This window comes from Virgibacillus siamensis, assembly GCF_039522605.1.
GTDB lineage: Bacteria > Bacillota > Bacilli > Bacillales > Amphibacillaceae > Lentibacillus > Lentibacillus siamensis.
On the sequence record NZ_BAAADS010000015.1, the window covers coordinates 136,053 to 150,971 of the forward strand.

The following is a 14,919-nucleotide window of genomic DNA, read 5'->3' on the forward strand; positions in this document are numbered from 1 at the left end:
GCCTTTGCGGCCAACGTCGACACACCCCTATGAAGGGGCGTGTTTCCTTTATCTCATTTAAGGAAGATCGGCTAAAACCGCCGCTTTGCGCGGCAACGCCGACCTACCCTGCATGGCAGGGCGCAGTTTGTACGTTGCTAAACGGGCGCTTACGCCTTTGTTCTAGAATTCCGGCTTAATCAAGTTTTGGAATTAATCGATGTTTAGTGGCTTGTTCATAGGCATATGCCAATTCGATTAATTTTGCTTCCGAAAAAGCTTTCCCTGTAAATGTTATGCCGACCGGTTTTCCTTCTGAGGTGTAGCCAGCCGGAACAGTGATGGATGGATATCCCGCCTTTGCAGCAATCCCTGCTCCGTAATTATTTGCAAAAATCAAAGCGTCCAACCGGTGCTCATTCATAATCGCATCGATACCCTTTTCTTGTGACATTTTCAGGTCATTTAATCGGGCATTGATATATTCCGCTTCGACAAGACGGCCACTCTTTTCATTTGATTGTTTAAGTATGGACTGCTCATATTTTAAAGCTTTTTCTTTATGGTCTTCATTAAATTGAATAACCTCCTCTAACGAATGAACCAGGGCATTGACCGATAAATTTTTTAAATACGCATTTATGCCACTTTTAAATTCATGCAGGAGTACATTGATATCGTCTAAATTAGTAGGAAGTGTTATTGGGTCAACTATTTTGGCTCCCAAGTTTTTTATATTTTTTAAAGCAGTGTTAATGATAGTGCGTTCCTCTTCATCCAGTCCTTCTAAGTAATCGCGCGAAATGCCAAGCGTTGCGTTTTGCAATCCGTTTTTATTTAAAAATAAAGAATAGTCCAGTTCTTGCCGATTAATGAAAGTAGCCGGATCCTCATCATCTGTACCAGCAAGCACACGTAACATAATTACTGCATCTTCTACAGTCCGTGTCATTGGCCCTGCCGTATCCTGGCTGTTCGATATAGGGATAATTCCAGTGCGGCTCAGTAATCCGACAGTTGGTTTTATGCCAACAAGTGAATTGCTGCTGCCGGGACTGAGAATCGATCCGCTCGTTTCCGTGCCAATTGCCCCTGCAGCAAAGTTTGCCGCAATAGCTGCACCTGATCCTGCACTTGAACCGCCGACGTCAAGTTTCCCAGGACCATATGGATTCATAACTTGTCCACCTAATGAACTGTACCCATTAGGCATTCCTTCTGTCATGAAGTTGGCCCACTCAGTTAGATTGGTCTTTCCTAGAATGACCGCGCCAGCCTCACGCAAATTGTTGACGATAAAAGCATCTTCATCTGCAAAATTATTTTCAAGTGCAACGGAACCTGCAGTTGTATGCATTTTATCGCCTGTGTTGATATTGTCTTTTATTAAAACAGGAATGCCATGAAGCGGTCCGCGTACACCTTTTTCAGCCCGTTCGGTATCGAGCGCCTCGGCAATGTGCAGTGCCTCCGGATTTATTTCCAAAACGGCATTTATTTCGTTGTTATGTAGTGCGATTTGTTTGAGGTACATTATTGTTAATTTCTTTGCAGATAGATTACCAGTGCCCATTTCCAGTTGCATTTCGGAAAAGGTTGCTTCGGTTATTGTGAATGACATGTGGGGTCTCCTTCCAGGGTTTATTTTATAAGTGCAATTATAGCAGAATAGTCGGGTAAATGGATAAATTTATATAATCTTTAAAATTTAAGAAATTCTGTTAAAAACAGCTTATTTATGTGAATTATGCTTGTGCAGAATTGTTGTAAATAGCCCTTTTTACATTTGCTCATTTATGCTGAGGATGAAAAGTTCAAAGAAAATGATTGTATACATTACCTGGTGCGTGAATTGGTGAATTATATTCATCTGCTGGAATCACCAGAATAAATGAATTGACTTCCCGTACGATTTCAAATAAACTGAATTTATAGTGACAAAGGAGGTGGGACAGATGACTTTTACTGGCAGCGGCATTTCAAAATTCACAGAATACCTGTGGCTTTGTTATGCGCTTTTTTCCGATGTTTCTTTTCAAGGGGTACGTATGCCCTTTTTGAAGACAACTTAACGGAAAAAACCAGTAAGAGACATCTGCCCACAAACGGAATTTTTTATTGAAAAGACGGTAGAGAGTGTTTCTCTGTCGTCTTTTTGTGTTAAAGCGGAAGTGTCTCTTCTAATGGAGGAAGAGAATATGATTGTATGCAGTATACAAAAGGTGACGCAAATAATTGGTGCAAATACGATTTTTGAAAATATATCGACTGAAATAAAGCAGGGTGATCGAATCGGTCTGATTGGCAGAAACGGGGAAGGTAAGACAACACTGTTGGATTTAATTGCTCGAAAAACGCAGCCGGTGTCAGGCCAGATTACGTGGAAAAAAGATTCGACGGCGGGGATGTTGCGGCAAACGCCTGAGATCGAGAATGAAAAGCAGGTGGAAGCAATACTTTATGAGGTGTTCGCTTCAGTTGAGATATTAAAAGAGAAGATGACAGAGCTGGAGCAGTCCATGGCTGAGGAAACGGACTCTGAAAAATTAACTCGCCACATTGAAAAATACGGAGAGCTGCAGGAAAAATTCCAGCAGGAGGGCGGATATGAAGTCGATTCACAAGTCAGACGTATTATAACCGGTCTGAATATAGAACACTTGGCTGACAAAAAGTGGATTCAGCTTAGTGGCGGTGAACGGACAAAAGTTGGTATGGCGCGATTATTGTTGCAATCACCTGATCTGTTGCTGCTTGATGAGCCAACCAATCATCTGGATTTAGCAGCTATCGAATGGCTGACGGATTTTATCAATCAGTATAAGGGAACAGTAATAATCGTTTCGCATGATCGTTATTTTCTGGATGAAACCGTAACGTCTATTTTGGAGATGGATCAAGGTGAACTGATAACCTATCATACGAATTATTCCGGTTTTGTCAAAGAGCGGGAAGAGCGGCTGATAAGGGAGTTTCAGCAATTCGAGGACCAGCAGAAGAAAATAAAGAAGATGAAAGATACGATTAAGCGGCTGAAAGAGTGGGCCAATCAGGCAAACCCGCCCAATGCTGGTCTTCACCGGCGCGCTAAAAGTATGGAAAAGGCTTTGGCACGAATGGAAATAAAGAAAAAACCAGTTTTAGAACAGAAAAAAATGGACTTGGATTTTCAGATGAATAAGCGGAGTGGAAAAGATGTTGTAACAATGAAAGATGTCTGCAAGTCGTATGGTGAGCTGCAGTTATTTACAAATATTAATATGTTTGTCCGGTTCAAGGAGCGGATTGCCATTATTGGTAAAAACGGATGCGGTAAATCCACCATTCTGAAAATGATACTGGGAAAGGAATCCGTGATGGATGGAGAGTTGAGGCTGGGTAGTAATCTGTCGGTCGGCTTTTTATCGCAGCACATGATAGAGATGGATGGCGAACGATCGATTCTTGATGAATTTCGTGATCAGGTCCATGTGACAGAAGGCGTTGCAAGAGGGATATTGGCCAGGTTTATGTTTTATGGGAAAACTGTTTTTCAAAGAGTAAAAACGCTGAGCGACGGCGAAAAAATGCGCTTGCGTCTGGCACAGTTAGTCCATCAAAATCATAACCTGCTGATTTTAGATGAGCCGACCAACCATTTGGATATCGAGTCGAAGGAAGTGCTGGAAGATGCTTTGGAACAATTTAACGGAACGATTATTGCGGTCTCGCATGATCGGTATTTTTTGGACAAAATATTTCCGATAACGTATTGGCTGGCAGATCGTGGTCTTCAGAAATATGAGGGAAACTACTCATTCGCGCGGGAGAAGCGAAATAGCAACTAGCGCTTAGTACAGGTCATAAAGGGGGTGTGTTTTTTGAAGAATGTTGTAGAAATGATTCAATCACAGGAACAACGCAGTATCTTGGCCATTTTGCAAGATGAACGGTTTTATCCAGTTGGTGATTTGGCGTATATGGCCGGGATGAGCGTTAAGGATACGAGGGGTCATATAGCTGAGCTGGTTGGAGAAAATATCATTAATACAGAGAACAATGGCCGGCATTCGTATTACGGAATAGAGGATACAGCAACGGCAGCAAGAGTAGCAGAGGTATTAAATTCAATGCCGAAACCGGATATCAGGCCGCTGAAACAGGATGCAAAAAAAAGTGCGGTTGGTGATGCAAGAACATGCTATTCCCATATTGCGGGGGAATTGGGTGTAAGGCTTGCTGAATCCTTAATGGAGCATGGTTATATTGTAAAAGGAGAACAGGAGTTTAACGTAACCGAGAAAGGGGAAAGTTTTTTCTGTGACCTGGGAATAGTCCTTCCCAAAAAGAAAGGCAGCAGGAAATGCCTGGACTGGACAGAGCGTCGACATCATATTGCTGGTTCATTAGGCAGAACGTTGCTGGAAAGATTTTTGGAATGGGGATGGATTGAACGAGTTTCAGAATCCCGCTCGTTGAAAGTTACAAATGAAGGAGAAAAACAATTGAAACGTAACTTTGCCATCGATATTTAGCGGATGCAAAATTTTTTATAGGGAAAACAGTTGTGATAAACTTAAAAATGCACTATATAGAAAGGAAGCGATCAGATGGATTACGTAACATTAAATAATGGCTTGAAAATGCCGCAGCTCGGGTTTGGTGTCTGGCAGGTACCCGATGAGGAAGCAACCCCGGCCGTATCAAAGGCACTTGAAGTTGGCTATCGTTCGATTGATACTGCAAAAGTATATGAAAATGAAAATGGTGTGCGACGGGCACTTGAAAAAAGTGATGTTGCCCGCGAAGATCTGTTCATCACAACGAAGGTTTGGAACTCGGATCAAGGCTATGAAAATACGCTAAAAGCTTTTGATAAGAGTCTTGAACGTCTCGGACTGGATTATGTCGACATGTATTTGATTCACTGGCCGACTCCTGAGTTTGATGATTATGTTGAGACATATAAAGCGATGGAGAAACTGTATAAAGATGGACGTGTGAAAGCGATTGGAGTCTGCAACTTCAACATTGACCATTTGCAGCGCCTGCTGGATGAATGTGAAGTTGTACCCGCAGTCAATCAAGTTGAGTGCCATCCGTATCTGCAGCAAAAAGAAATGAAAGACTTCTGCAGGAAACATGGTATTTATGTAGAATCCTGGAGCCCGTTAATGAGTGGCGGGGATGTATTGAGTAATGATGTTGTGAAGGGAATTGCTGATCACTACGGCAAAACTATTGCACAGGTTGTACTTCGCTGGCATCTCCAATCCGATGCAATTGTCATCCCGAAATCCGTTACACCATCACGGATTGAGGAAAACTTTGATGTGTTCGATTTTGAACTAAGTGAAAATGACATGAAGAAAATTGCTGAACTGGACCGCAATCACCGCAATGGTCCTGAACCAAGCCAAATGAATCATCGGTAAGTGATAAGCCGGACATGGTATGAAAGCCGTGTCCGGTTTTTTATAAAAATATTGTTCTTCATGTGAAAATACGATCCTTCAGGGAAAAATACAGTCCCTCACAGAAAAATACGGTCCTCCAGGGAGAAATACAGTCCTTCACAGAAAATACGTTCCTTCACAGAAAAATACGAATCCACAGGGTGTTAATCCGATCCGGTGCCACATTTAAAATTCCTTTCAGTCAGTTGCATTTTTTCTGAAAAAACGTATACTGGTAATTATTCAGGTTCATCCATTTTGAAAGGAGTGGTGTTTTATGGAAATTGTAAAGCAGATTTTAATCAAAAACACAAATAGCAAAATGGAGGAACAGTCGGTTTAAAGCAAGACTATTCCTCCGATAACCAGGGAGGAATTTTATAATTGAGTAATTTAATAAAAATCGGATGGGATTGTTCCATTCAGGATATTGATGACGAAAACATTGTACGAATTATGGCGGTCCAAAAAAACAGCTACCACGTTTCGGATGGTGAGCACGATTATGCTGCACATCTAAGTGGAAAATTTTTAAACCAAGTGACACACTCACTTGATCTCCCGGCTGTTGGAGATTGGGTGCTTGTTCAGAAACTGGAAAGCGAACAAAAGGCTGTTATTCAGGAACTGGTGCCACGCAATAGTCAGTTTGTCAGGCAGGCTGCCGGTCCAAAGGTCGAGGCGCAAATAGTTGCTGCTAATATGGATACTGTCTTTATCGTCAATTCATTAAATCATGATTTGAATGTGCGTCGAATGGAACGGTATCTATTGGCTGCATATGAGAGCGGTGCATCGCCAATAATTGTTTTGACCAAAAAGGATGAGTGCTCTGTCGATGAAGTGAAAGCTGCTATCGCGCGGGTGGAAGAGGTGGCAATAGGTGTTCCAACTGTTGCAATCAGCAATGTAACACGAGAGGGCATCGATGAATTGCTGGAATACCTGCCTGCAGGACGAACTGCAGCATTGCTCGGTTCTTCAGGTGTTGGCAAGTCGACCCTGGTAAATACGTTGCTGGATGAAGCGGTACAGGAAACGAAAGATATCCGCGAGACAGACAGCAAAGGCCGGCATACAACAACACATCGGGAAATGTTCATACTTCCATATGGTGCGATGCTGATTGATACCCCGGGCATGCGGGAACTGCAACTCTGGGATGGCGAATCGTCCATGGATTCCACCTTCAGCGACATAGAAGCATTTGAAAAAGAATGCAAGTTCAACGATTGTAAGCACGATACGGAGCCAGGCTGCCGGGTGCAGGAGGCGTTGGAAAATGGCGATTTGTCTTATGAACGGTTTCAAAGCTACCTGAAGCTGCAACGTGAACTGGCGTTTGAACGGCGGAAACAGGATCAGCGCGCATATTTGGAAGAAAAAAACAGATGGAAAAAATTGAAGAGGCAACGGCATGCCGGTTATAAGCTTCGTAAAAAACGGTGATGATGAACGTCTCCCTTGTTGGTGCAGGCTGCAGCAGGGAGGCGTTTTGCCGTTTAAAGGATAAATACTCGTTTCGGAAATATATATATGCTCGACTTTAAGGCAGATATGCTCGTTTTCGGAATATATATGCTCGATTTTGAAACTCCTCCTTCGAGCAGCAGTCTGCCCCGCCCTCCAAAGCACGAAAATCAATTTTCCCTGCCAAACACCCGCTCCACAATATCCGCAAATTCCTGAAAATAAGCTGGTACTTCATCATCGTCCAAGCCTACAGTCATATTCGCAGCCACTGATTCGTTATACCACTTTTGTTTGTCAAAACCGGCATTAAACTTGTTCCAAAGCGCGTCACCCTGGCGTTGGTATTCCTGTTCCATCGAAAGCAGGTTATCAAGCTTATCAGCGACAATCAAATATTTCACTTCTTTTTCGGCGTACTTAACCGTATCAATCGTGTGCTGTTTTCGTTCTTGCCAGGATTTTGATTTGTCTTCGGTATGGGCTGCAACCAAATGGGTGACACGCGGTCCGAATTTCGCTTCGATATCTTCCATTTCATAAGGCGTGTCTTCCACGACATCATGCAAGTATCCGGCACAGACCAGTTCATCGCTGGCACCGACTTTTTCCAGACGGTCAGCAACGCGAATTGGATGGCTTATATAAGGTACATTCGAACTTTTTCGTTTTTGACCTGCATGTGCTTTTTCCGCAAATACTTTGGCTTTTTGTTTCATGCATGTTCCTCCTCACCATTACAGAGCGATAGTAAGTGACTTTTGATGATCTTGGTCATCTCCTGCGCTGTCAACATATCAGGATGTAACAGTGCATGCAGTCCAACACCGTCAATTAGCGCATGCAATTTACGGGTTTCCAATTCCGGGTCAATACTGTTTCTGATAAAACCAAGTTGAGTCAGCCTGTCAATCACCAGTCTGACTGCATGCCGCATTTCCGTAAACACCTTTTGGCTAAGACTGTGCAGCTTTTTGTCAACTAATGATCGCGACGAAAAGATAAGCCACACCTCCATTTCAATTCGTCGTTCATCATCCATTGGCAACGCTTCACTGAGTAATTCAAGCATTACCTCCAATCGCGGTCCTTCATAATTTTTACTCTCTGCACGTTTCTTTACACGGTCTGAAACAAGCTTCATCGAGTAGGCCAGCAGCTCATTTTGAGTGGAAAAATAATGTCTTAATGCTCCGGGTGACAAACCTGCCTCTTGGGCAACTTCTCTGACTGTAGCTTTTTCCAGTCCATCCCTTGTAATGACGGTCCAGGTTGCCTCTGCTATTAAAATTTTTCTTTGTTCATGATCAACTATTTTTGGCATACTTATTATTATAACACACTTGTATTATTTAGATAGCATATGCTATGATGTTTTTAATACATTTGTATTAAAAAGGGGCGGAATTATGATTGGCTGGCTGATTGTTGCGTGTGAGATAGGGTTTTGGGTGTTTGTTCTGGCTGGGTTGATAGCCCGTTACATTTTCGGGAAAAATAAATTAGGATACGTATTACTTCTTTGTACACCAATTGTCGATTTATTTCTTTTGACTGTAACTGTTATAGATCTGAAAAACGGGGCAACTGCCACAACTGTGCACGGCATTGCCGCTATTTATATCGGGGTCAGCGTTGCATATGGCCATCAAATGATCAACTGGGCCGACCGGCAATTTTCATACTTGTTCGGCGGTGTAAAAAGACCGCCTAAAAAGAAAAAATTTGGCACGGAGCTAGCAAAATATGAACGCAAAGGCTGGTACCATCATTTTTTAGCCTGGTGTATCGGGAGTGCTATATTGGGCGCAATCATATTATATATTAACCATCCGTCACAAACAGAAGCGTTGTTCAATACGTTCCGGCTTTGGTCGCTTATTCTCGGGATTGATTTTATCATCAGCTTCAGCTACACCATTTTTCCTAAAAAAGAAAACAAGTGAAACCTGTCCAAATAATTGGTATGATGATAGTAATCGCTTTAATAATTAATGAGATTACAATATACAGTTAGGATGTGTGATGATGGAGGAAGGTATCAACAAGCGTAAGACGGAGCATATTCGCCATTGTTTAACAGATAATGTGGAGGGTGTAAATAAGTCAACTGGCCTTGAAGGGATTTCCTTTATTCATAATGCATTGCCGGAAATAAATTTCGATGATATTGATTTGGGGACCAGTTTTTTGGATAAGCCGATTAAAGCACCGTTTCTCGTTAGTTCGATGACGGGCGGTTCGGAACTTGCTGAGAAAATCAATCAAAATCTGGCTGTTGCTGCTGAAGAGAAGGGCTGGGCAATTGGACTTGGGTCCACAAGGGCATTACTCGAAAGTGACGCACACAAAGATTCTTTTTTAATACGAAAGCAGGCGCCAACTGTCCCATTGATTGCGAATATCGGTGCGGTGCAGCTGAACTATGGGTATGGTGCTGCCGAATGTCAACGTATTGTTGATTTGACCGGAGCGGACTCCATCGTGATGCATTTTAATCCCTTGCAGGAAGCTGTCCAGGACGGAGGCGACCTGAACTTTGAAGGTCTGCTTCCCAAAATTGAAAAAGTATGCAGGGAAGTGACGGTTCCGGTTGGTGCAAAAGAAGTGGGTTTTGGTATTGACGGCACTGTAGCGAAAAAGTTGTATGACGCAGGTGTTTCTTATATAGATGTGGCAGGAGCGGGTGGCACTTCCTGGAGCCAGGTTGAAAAGTTGCGATCACAAGACCCATTGAAAAAAGCTGCGGCTGAAGCGTTTAATAACTGGGGAATTCCGACGAAGGACTGTATTGTGTCGGTTAAAAGTGCCCTTAGCGATGTGCCACTCGTTTCCAGCGGTGGGATGAAGACCGGTATGGACGCGGCAAAAGCACTTACGATTGGATCAGATCTGGTCGGTTTTGCCCGAACTCTTTTGCAAGCTGCAACTGAATCCGATCGTGCAGTTGTCGAGACAATGGAGCAAATTGAACTGGAACTGAAAATGACGATGTTCGGAATCGGAGCACGGACTATTGGCGATTTGAAAAATACGAAGCGCGTGACCATTATGGGAAAATCATTGCTTGAAGAGGAATAATTAAACAGGGGCTGCTTTCCTGAATCGGGGAGCAGCTTTTTTATGTTGTAGTAATAGAATCGTGCGAACGCCGGCCCAAACATGCAAACATTCCATATCCGCGAGTATGTTAAATTCAGCAATGCATGATTATGCTTCATTCATCGGATACTAAAGCGAAAGGAGGTATTAGTAATGGATGAAGAACTGCATGAGAGTGAGGATCAACGGATAATTCCGATGACCTCCATTACGAGCAGATCAGGTGAAAAGGTTGCGAATGACATTTATTTCTATACCGATCAAATTGTAAATATAGCTTTTATAGGATTTCCGAAAAAAGATAACTGGGTGCTTGTGGACGCCGGACTGCCGAATGCTGCTGCAGAAATTAAAGCAGAAGCAGAAAAGCGTTTTGGTGAAGACACTAAACCATCTGCAATTATACTGACGCACGGCCATTTTGATCATGTTGGCGGGCTGATTGACCTTATTAAAGAATGGAATGTTCCGGTATATGCACATGAATTGGAGCTGCCCTACTTAACAGGTAAGAAAAGTTATCCGGAGCCTGATACGACAGTTGAAGGCGGGCTTTTGGCCAAGATTTCAGGTGTTTATCCGAATGAACCGATCAATGCTGGGGAGGCGATTAAAGCTTTGCCGGATGATAACAGTGTACCGGGATTGGATGGCTGGAAATGGATCCATACACCAGGCCATTCCCCAGGTCATGTGTCGTTTTACCGGGAAGATGATGCCACATTGATTTCAGGTGATGCGTTCATTACGGTCAGGCAGGATTCTTTTTACAATGTGTTAATGCAGACGTCAGAAGTAAATGGGCCGCCACGATATCTGACAACAGATTGGCAGGCAGCAAAAGATTCCGTAAAAAAACTGGCCGACTTGAAAATTGAACTGGTAATTCCCGGGCATGGTTATGTGATGGAAGGCGAGGAACTTCGAAAAGGGTTGGACAAGCTGGCAGGTGAATTTGAACAGTTAGCAGTACCGGACTACGGACGTTATGTGGATCATTAAGTAAGCACAACATTTCATGAAAAAGTAGATTTCGTGCTACAATAATGGCAGAAATGAGGTGTTTTCCATGAAAATAGAAGTTTGGTCCGATTTTGTCTGTCCTTTTTGTTATATCGGCAAACGCAGACTGGAAAAGGCATTGAATGAATTTGAATATAAAGATGATGTGAATATTGAATATAAAAGTTATGAACTGGATCCGAATGCAGAGATTGCCCCGGGTAAAAGTATTCATGAACTATTAGCTTCAAAATACGGAATGAGCGTGGAACAAGCGAAGAATTCGAATGAATCGCTTGGACAACAGGCTGCAGAACTGGGGTTAACATATAATTTTGATACAATGCGGCATACGAATACATTTGATGCACATCGGCTAGCTAAATTTGCTGATGAAAATGGCAAAGGAACGGAAATGACAGAACGACTTTTAAAAGCCTATTTCACGGATTCTGAGCTTATCAGTGATCACCAAACCTTGATAAAATTGGCTGGAGAAATGGGCTTGGATACGGAAAAAGTCACCGAGATGCTGAAGCTGGACGATTATGCACTTCACGTGCGCGCTGATGAAGAGCAGGCTAGACAACTTGGTGTTCAGGGTGTACCGTTTTTCGTATTTAATGAGAAATATGCAGTATCCGGCGCACAGCCTCCAGAAGCCTTTTCAGAGGCACTGGAAAAAGTATGGGAGGAAGAGAAGGAACAACCTGTACTGCAATCACTAAATCCAAAAAAGTCAAAAACGACCTACTGCACAGATGAAGGTTGTGTGACTGAAGAGAATGAATGATTGGGCGAAATATAATGAGTCGTCTACTGATGACTAACCCGTTAAAACTGAGCGGGTTAGTTTTTTTTGTGAAAAATTATCAGCTCACCATATCAACATGAGTTGCCGCCGAACAAAAGCGAACTCCCGCCGTACTTTTTGCAAAAGCCGCAAAATAAAAGCGCCGAAGAAATGGGTGAAACCGCCGAAGAAACCGCCGCACCCGCCGAAGAAATGGGTGAAACCGCCGAAGAAACTGCCACATCCGCTGAACAAAATTTGCACCCAATCCCAACGCAAAGAAGGAGCACAGGGGTCTCCTCACACCACTTCCCAAAAGTTTCATTATCAGCCGCAATTTTTTCCAGAAGGTATATTGACGGGAAATTTTATTATGCTATAATCTACTTTAGAATCTAATTGATAATGAATATCATTATTAATTAGATTGGTTAAAAGATAGTAATCATTCTAAACAACATAAGAAGGAATTTTTATATGAAAATTCGTTACCTGGTGCTGGCGGTTATCATTTTATCCGCTTCTTCTATTTTTATTGGCGTGTCAGATATTGCGCCATGGGAAATCTTCACGCTGACCGATGATCAGTTGGAAATATTGTTAATCAGCAGGGTTCCGAGATTGATCAGCATCCTGATTGCGGGAATGAGCATGAGTATTTGCGGGCTTATCATGCAGCAGTTGAGCCGCAACAAATTCGTTTCGCCGACGACTGCGGGAACGCTGGACTCGGCAAGGCTGGGGATTCTGGTTGCTCTGATGGTCTTTACATCGGCAAGTCCATTACAAAAAATGCTCATTTCATTTGCCTTTGCGCTAATCGGAACACTCGTATTTATGAAAATCCTTGAAAAAATTAAATTCAAGGATGCCATTTTCATTCCGCTTGTAGGGTTAATGTTCGGCAATATTATCAGTTCGTTAGCCACATTTTTTGCCTATAAAAATGATCTGATTCAAAATATGTCGTCCTGGATGCAGGGTGACTTTTCCATGATCATGAGCGGCAATTATGAGCTGATGTATGTCAGTATTCCGATTCTGATTGCAGCCTATCTGTTTGCCAATAAATTTACGATTGCGGGAATGGGGGAGGACTTCTCCAAAAATCTTGGCCTGAATTATCGTCAGGTTGTCAATATCGGCCTAATCATTGTGGCGCTTGTTACTGCTTCGGTTGTTCTGTCTGTTGGGGTGATTCCGTTTTTGGGACTGATTATCCCGAATATTGTAACCATCTATCAGGGCGACCACCTCAAGAAAAGTTTATTACATACAGCATTGCTTGGAGCGGTCTTCGTGCTTGCCTGTGATATGATCGGCCGGGTGATCATCTATCCGTATGAAATCCCGATCAGCTTGACGGTTGGTGTGGTCGGGAGCGGAATCTTTATTTATTTGCTGCTGAGGAGAAAGAAATATGGGTTATAAGAAAAAAACAATTATCCTGGCAGTCATCGCAATCGTAATTGGCATTCTGTATATTTGCTATGATTTAACCGGCAACATTGGTTACATTCTTCCACGGCGAATTATGGAAGTGGTTGCCATTATTCTTACCGGATCAGCGATTGCTTTTTCGACAACTGTATTCATGACCATTACGAATAACCGGATTTTGACACCAAGTATTCTCGGTCTTGATTCGTTGTATATGCTGATTCAGACGTTTATCATTTTTGCATTTGGCTCTCAGTCGCTGGTGATGATGAGCAGCAATATCAATTACTTTATTTCCGTTGGGGCAATGGTCTTATTTTCACTTGTTCTGTACCGCTTTTTGTTTAAAGGGGAAGGCAATAATATATATTTCCTGCTGTTAATCGGGATGATTTTAGGCACATTCTTTGGAAGTTTCACTGACTTCATGCAGGTCCTGATTGATCCGAATGAGTTCATGGTTGCCAGGGACCGGATGTTTGCAAGTGTTAACAACGTAAATGAAAGTCTGGTTTATCTGTCACTTGTGCTGATGGTCCTTGTCTTCATTTATTTCATGCGGTTTTATAAGTATCTGGATGTACTGGCGCTGGGAAAGCATCAGGCGATTAATCTTGGTGTACCATATGATTTTGTTGTCAAGCGGCTTCTGGTGATTGTTGCGATTATGATTTCAATCGCAACAGCATTAATTGGACCGATTACGTTTCTTGGCTTACTGGTCGTAAATGTCACTTACGAATTTCTGAAAACGTTTCGGCACTTTTATATCATTATTAGCTCAGCATTGATCAGTATCATTGCACTCCTGGGCGGACAGTTTATTGTGGAAGAAGTTTTTTCTTTCCAGACAACGGTAAGTGTGATTATTAATTTTGTCGGCGGTGTTTACTTTATATATCTTTTATTAAAGGAGAATAAATCATGGTAGATATTAAAGGTGTATTTAAAAAATATAACCGGAAAAGTGTCATTGATGATGTCTCGGTCAAGATTGAGAAGGGAACCATCACATCTTTCATTGGGCCGAATGGTGCCGGGAAAAGTACGCTGATTTCAATGATCAGCAGGCTGATAACCAAAGATGCAGGCGCTATTACGATTGATGGGGAAGATGTTACGAAGGCAAAAAACAATGATTTGGCTAAAAAGATATCCATTTTAAAGCAGTCCAATGCAATTAATTTGCGTCTGACAATCCGGGAGCTTGTTTCCTTTGGGCGCTTTCCATATTCACAAGGGAGGTTGAAGGCAGAAGACTGGGAAATGGTCGATCAGGCAATTGACTACATGGAGCTTGAACCGATTCAAGATAAATATTTAGATGAACTCAGCGGTGGTCAGCGGCAGCGTGCACATATCGCCATGGTGATCGCTCAGGATACGGAATATATTCTACTGGATGAACCGCTCAATAACCTGGATATGCGTCATTCCGTTCAGATTATGAAAACCTTGCGCAGGCTCGTAAAAGACCTGGGTAAAACGATTCTGATTGTGATTCACGACATCAATTTTGCATCATGCTACTCCGATCAGATTGTTGCATTGAAGGATGGGAAAATTGTTAAACAAGGTCCAACATGTGATGTGATTGATGAATGTGTACTGAAAGATATTTACGATATGGATATTGATATTAAACACATAAACAACAATAAAATTTGTGTCTATTTCGCATAAAAAGGAGAGGATATT

Annotated in this window: 15 protein-coding genes; 12 read left to right on the forward strand and 3 right to left on the reverse strand. The window is 42.4% G+C overall.

The features are described from left to right. Positions 1 to 175: 175 nt before the first annotated feature. Complete coding sequence (locus ABD010_RS11020; protein ID WP_343812967.1) at positions 176 to 1,600, reverse strand: amidase family protein; 1,425 nt, start codon at positions 1,598 to 1,600, stop codon at positions 176 to 178. Positions 1,601 to 1,934: 334 nt separating this feature from the next. Here ABD010_RS11020 and ABD010_RS18375 point away from each other — a divergent pair, with 334 nt between their 5' ends. The 5 genes from ABD010_RS18375 to rsgA all read left to right on the forward strand — a co-directional run bounded on the left by ABD010_RS18375 (position 1,935) and on the right by rsgA (position 6,863). Beyond that, on the forward strand, positions 1,935 to 2,051 hold the full coding sequence (locus ABD010_RS18375) for an RAxF-45 family protein (protein WP_390350862.1): 117 nt from the start codon (positions 1,935 to 1,937) through the stop codon (positions 2,049 to 2,051). A 126-nt stretch (positions 2,052 to 2,177) separates the two neighbouring features. Next, positions 2,178 to 3,806: a ribosomal protection-like ABC-F family protein gene (gene abc-f / locus ABD010_RS11025; RefSeq protein ID WP_343812969.1), complete on the forward strand. Its 1,629-nt coding sequence runs from the start codon at positions 2,178 to 2,180 to the stop codon at positions 3,804 to 3,806. 33 nt (positions 3,807 to 3,839) lie between these two features. Then, the gene (locus ABD010_RS11030; RefSeq protein WP_343812971.1) at positions 3,840 to 4,493 is read left to right on the forward strand and encodes a winged helix-turn-helix domain-containing protein; all 654 of its coding nucleotides are present in this window, start codon (positions 3,840 to 3,842) and stop codon (positions 4,491 to 4,493) included. A 75-nt stretch (positions 4,494 to 4,568) separates the two neighbouring features. Continuing rightward, a complete protein-coding gene (locus tag ABD010_RS11035) occupies positions 4,569 to 5,393 on the forward strand; it encodes an aldo/keto reductase (protein ID WP_343812973.1) in 825 nt (274 codons plus the stop codon). Between the two features lie 405 nt (positions 5,394 to 5,798). Next, the gene (gene rsgA, locus ABD010_RS11040) at positions 5,799 to 6,863 is read left to right on the forward strand and encodes a ribosome small subunit-dependent GTPase A (RefSeq protein ID WP_343812975.1); all 1,065 of its coding nucleotides are present in this window, start codon (positions 5,799 to 5,801) and stop codon (positions 6,861 to 6,863) included. Between the two features lie 191 nt (positions 6,864 to 7,054). Here the strand turns inward: rsgA and ABD010_RS11045 are convergent, their stop codons facing one another. Beyond that, positions 7,055 to 7,603: an HD domain-containing protein gene (locus tag ABD010_RS11045; protein ID WP_343812977.1), complete on the reverse strand. Its 549-nt coding sequence runs from the start codon at positions 7,601 to 7,603 to the stop codon at positions 7,055 to 7,057. Further along, the gene (locus ABD010_RS11050; protein WP_343812979.1) at positions 7,600 to 8,208 is read right to left on the reverse strand and encodes a TetR/AcrR family transcriptional regulator; all 609 of its coding nucleotides are present in this window, start codon (positions 8,206 to 8,208) and stop codon (positions 7,600 to 7,602) included. The genes ABD010_RS11045 and ABD010_RS11050 overlap by 4 nt, the downstream gene beginning before the upstream one ends. An 85-nt stretch (positions 8,209 to 8,293) precedes the next feature. Here ABD010_RS11050 and ABD010_RS11055 point away from each other — a divergent pair, with 85 nt between their 5' ends. From ABD010_RS11055 to ABD010_RS11085, 7 genes are all read left to right on the forward strand, one after another. Continuing rightward, positions 8,294 to 8,830 (forward strand): 2TM domain-containing protein, encoded by a 537-nt coding sequence (locus tag ABD010_RS11055; protein WP_343812981.1) that lies wholly within the window; start codon positions 8,294 to 8,296, stop codon positions 8,828 to 8,830. Positions 8,831 to 8,912: 82 nt separating this feature from the next. Further along, positions 8,913 to 9,965, forward strand: a complete 1,053-nt coding sequence (fni, locus tag ABD010_RS11060; protein WP_343813047.1) for a type 2 isopentenyl-diphosphate Delta-isomerase — start codon at positions 8,913 to 8,915, stop codon at positions 9,963 to 9,965. Positions 9,966 to 10,139: 174 nt separating this feature from the next. Further along, on the forward strand, positions 10,140 to 10,988 hold the full coding sequence (locus tag ABD010_RS11065; protein ID WP_343812983.1) for an MBL fold metallo-hydrolase: 849 nt from the start codon (positions 10,140 to 10,142) through the stop codon (positions 10,986 to 10,988). A gap of 67 nt (positions 10,989 to 11,055) precedes the next feature. Next, the gene (locus ABD010_RS11070) at positions 11,056 to 11,781 is read left to right on the forward strand and encodes a DsbA family oxidoreductase (protein ID WP_343812985.1); all 726 of its coding nucleotides are present in this window, start codon (positions 11,056 to 11,058) and stop codon (positions 11,779 to 11,781) included. Between the two features lie 477 nt (positions 11,782 to 12,258). Further along, a complete protein-coding gene (locus ABD010_RS11075; RefSeq protein WP_343812987.1) occupies positions 12,259 to 13,212 on the forward strand; it encodes an ABC transporter permease in 954 nt (317 codons plus the stop codon). Further along, positions 13,202 to 14,152, forward strand: a complete 951-nt coding sequence (locus ABD010_RS11080; RefSeq protein WP_343812989.1) for an iron chelate uptake ABC transporter family permease subunit — start codon at positions 13,202 to 13,204, stop codon at positions 14,150 to 14,152. Before ABD010_RS11075 ends, ABD010_RS11080 begins: the two co-directional genes overlap by 11 nt. Next, positions 14,146 to 14,904: an iron ABC transporter ATP-binding protein gene (locus ABD010_RS11085; protein ID WP_343812991.1), complete on the forward strand. Its 759-nt coding sequence runs from the start codon at positions 14,146 to 14,148 to the stop codon at positions 14,902 to 14,904. Before ABD010_RS11080 ends, ABD010_RS11085 begins: the two co-directional genes overlap by 7 nt. Positions 14,905 to 14,919 lie beyond the last annotated feature (15 nt).

Excerpts from the sequence above, each read along its gene's own strand:
- ABD010_RS11050 (WP_343812979.1), bottom strand. The coding sequence starts at position 8,208 with ATGCCAAAAATAGTTGATCATGAACAAAGAAAAATTTTAATAGCAGAG.
- ABD010_RS11035 (WP_343812973.1), top strand. The coding sequence starts at position 4,569 with ATGGATTACGTAACATTAAATAATGGCTTGAAAATGCCGCAGCTCGGG.
- ABD010_RS11075 (WP_343812987.1), top strand. The coding sequence starts at position 12,259 with ATGAAAATTCGTTACCTGGTGCTGGCGGTTATCATTTTATCCGCTTCT.
- ABD010_RS18375 (WP_390350862.1), top strand. The coding sequence starts at position 1,935 with ATGACTTTTACTGGCAGCGGCATTTCAAAATTCACAGAATACCTGTGG.
- ABD010_RS11085 (WP_343812991.1), top strand. The coding sequence starts at position 14,146 with ATGGTAGATATTAAAGGTGTATTTAAAAAATATAACCGGAAAAGTGTC.
- ABD010_RS11055 (WP_343812981.1), top strand. The coding sequence starts at position 8,294 with ATGATTGGCTGGCTGATTGTTGCGTGTGAGATAGGGTTTTGGGTGTTT.
- ABD010_RS11065 (WP_343812983.1), top strand. The coding sequence starts at position 10,140 with ATGGATGAAGAACTGCATGAGAGTGAGGATCAACGGATAATTCCGATG.
- abc-f (WP_343812969.1), top strand. The coding sequence starts at position 2,178 with ATGATTGTATGCAGTATACAAAAGGTGACGCAAATAATTGGTGCAAAT.
- ABD010_RS11080 (WP_343812989.1), top strand. The coding sequence starts at position 13,202 with ATGGGTTATAAGAAAAAAACAATTATCCTGGCAGTCATCGCAATCGTA.
- fni (WP_343813047.1), top strand. The coding sequence starts at position 8,913 with ATGGAGGAAGGTATCAACAAGCGTAAGACGGAGCATATTCGCCATTGT.
- ABD010_RS11070 (WP_343812985.1), top strand. The coding sequence starts at position 11,056 with ATGAAAATAGAAGTTTGGTCCGATTTTGTCTGTCCTTTTTGTTATATC.
- ABD010_RS11020 (WP_343812967.1), bottom strand. The coding sequence starts at position 1,600 with ATGTCATTCACAATAACCGAAGCAACCTTTTCCGAAATGCAACTGGAA.
- ABD010_RS11045 (WP_343812977.1), bottom strand. The coding sequence starts at position 7,603 with ATGAAACAAAAAGCCAAAGTATTTGCGGAAAAAGCACATGCAGGTCAA.